The organism is Acinetobacter lwoffii (genome assembly GCF_024129115.1).
Taxonomy (GTDB): Bacteria; Pseudomonadota; Gammaproteobacteria; order Pseudomonadales; family Moraxellaceae; genus Acinetobacter; species Acinetobacter lwoffii_T.
The window spans coordinates 1-207 of the sequence record NZ_JAMXXO010000076.1; the positions used below are offsets into that span (position 1 = coordinate 1).

At 44.0% G+C, this 207-nt stretch carries 1 protein-coding gene; it reads left to right on the forward strand.

Translation table 11 applies throughout. The features are described 5' to 3' along the window. Window positions 1-207, forward strand: a 207-nt coding sequence (locus tag NI470_RS15725) for a transposase (protein ID WP_253149066.1), incomplete at both ends; no start/stop codon positions are given.

Genomic DNA, 207 nt, shown 5'->3' on the forward strand with positions numbered 1-207 from the left:
CAAATACGAGCAGTTCAGCTTACAACCAATAATGTCAGTGATTCACAGGTGCTTGGTGATTTACTTGATCAGATTCCACAAGATGAGCAGATTGACTCTGTTTATACCGATGGAGCTTATGACACCAAGCAATGCCGTCAGGTCATTGCAGATCGGCAAGCGCATGCGGTGATTCCACCTAGAAAAAATGCGAAACCATGGAAAGAT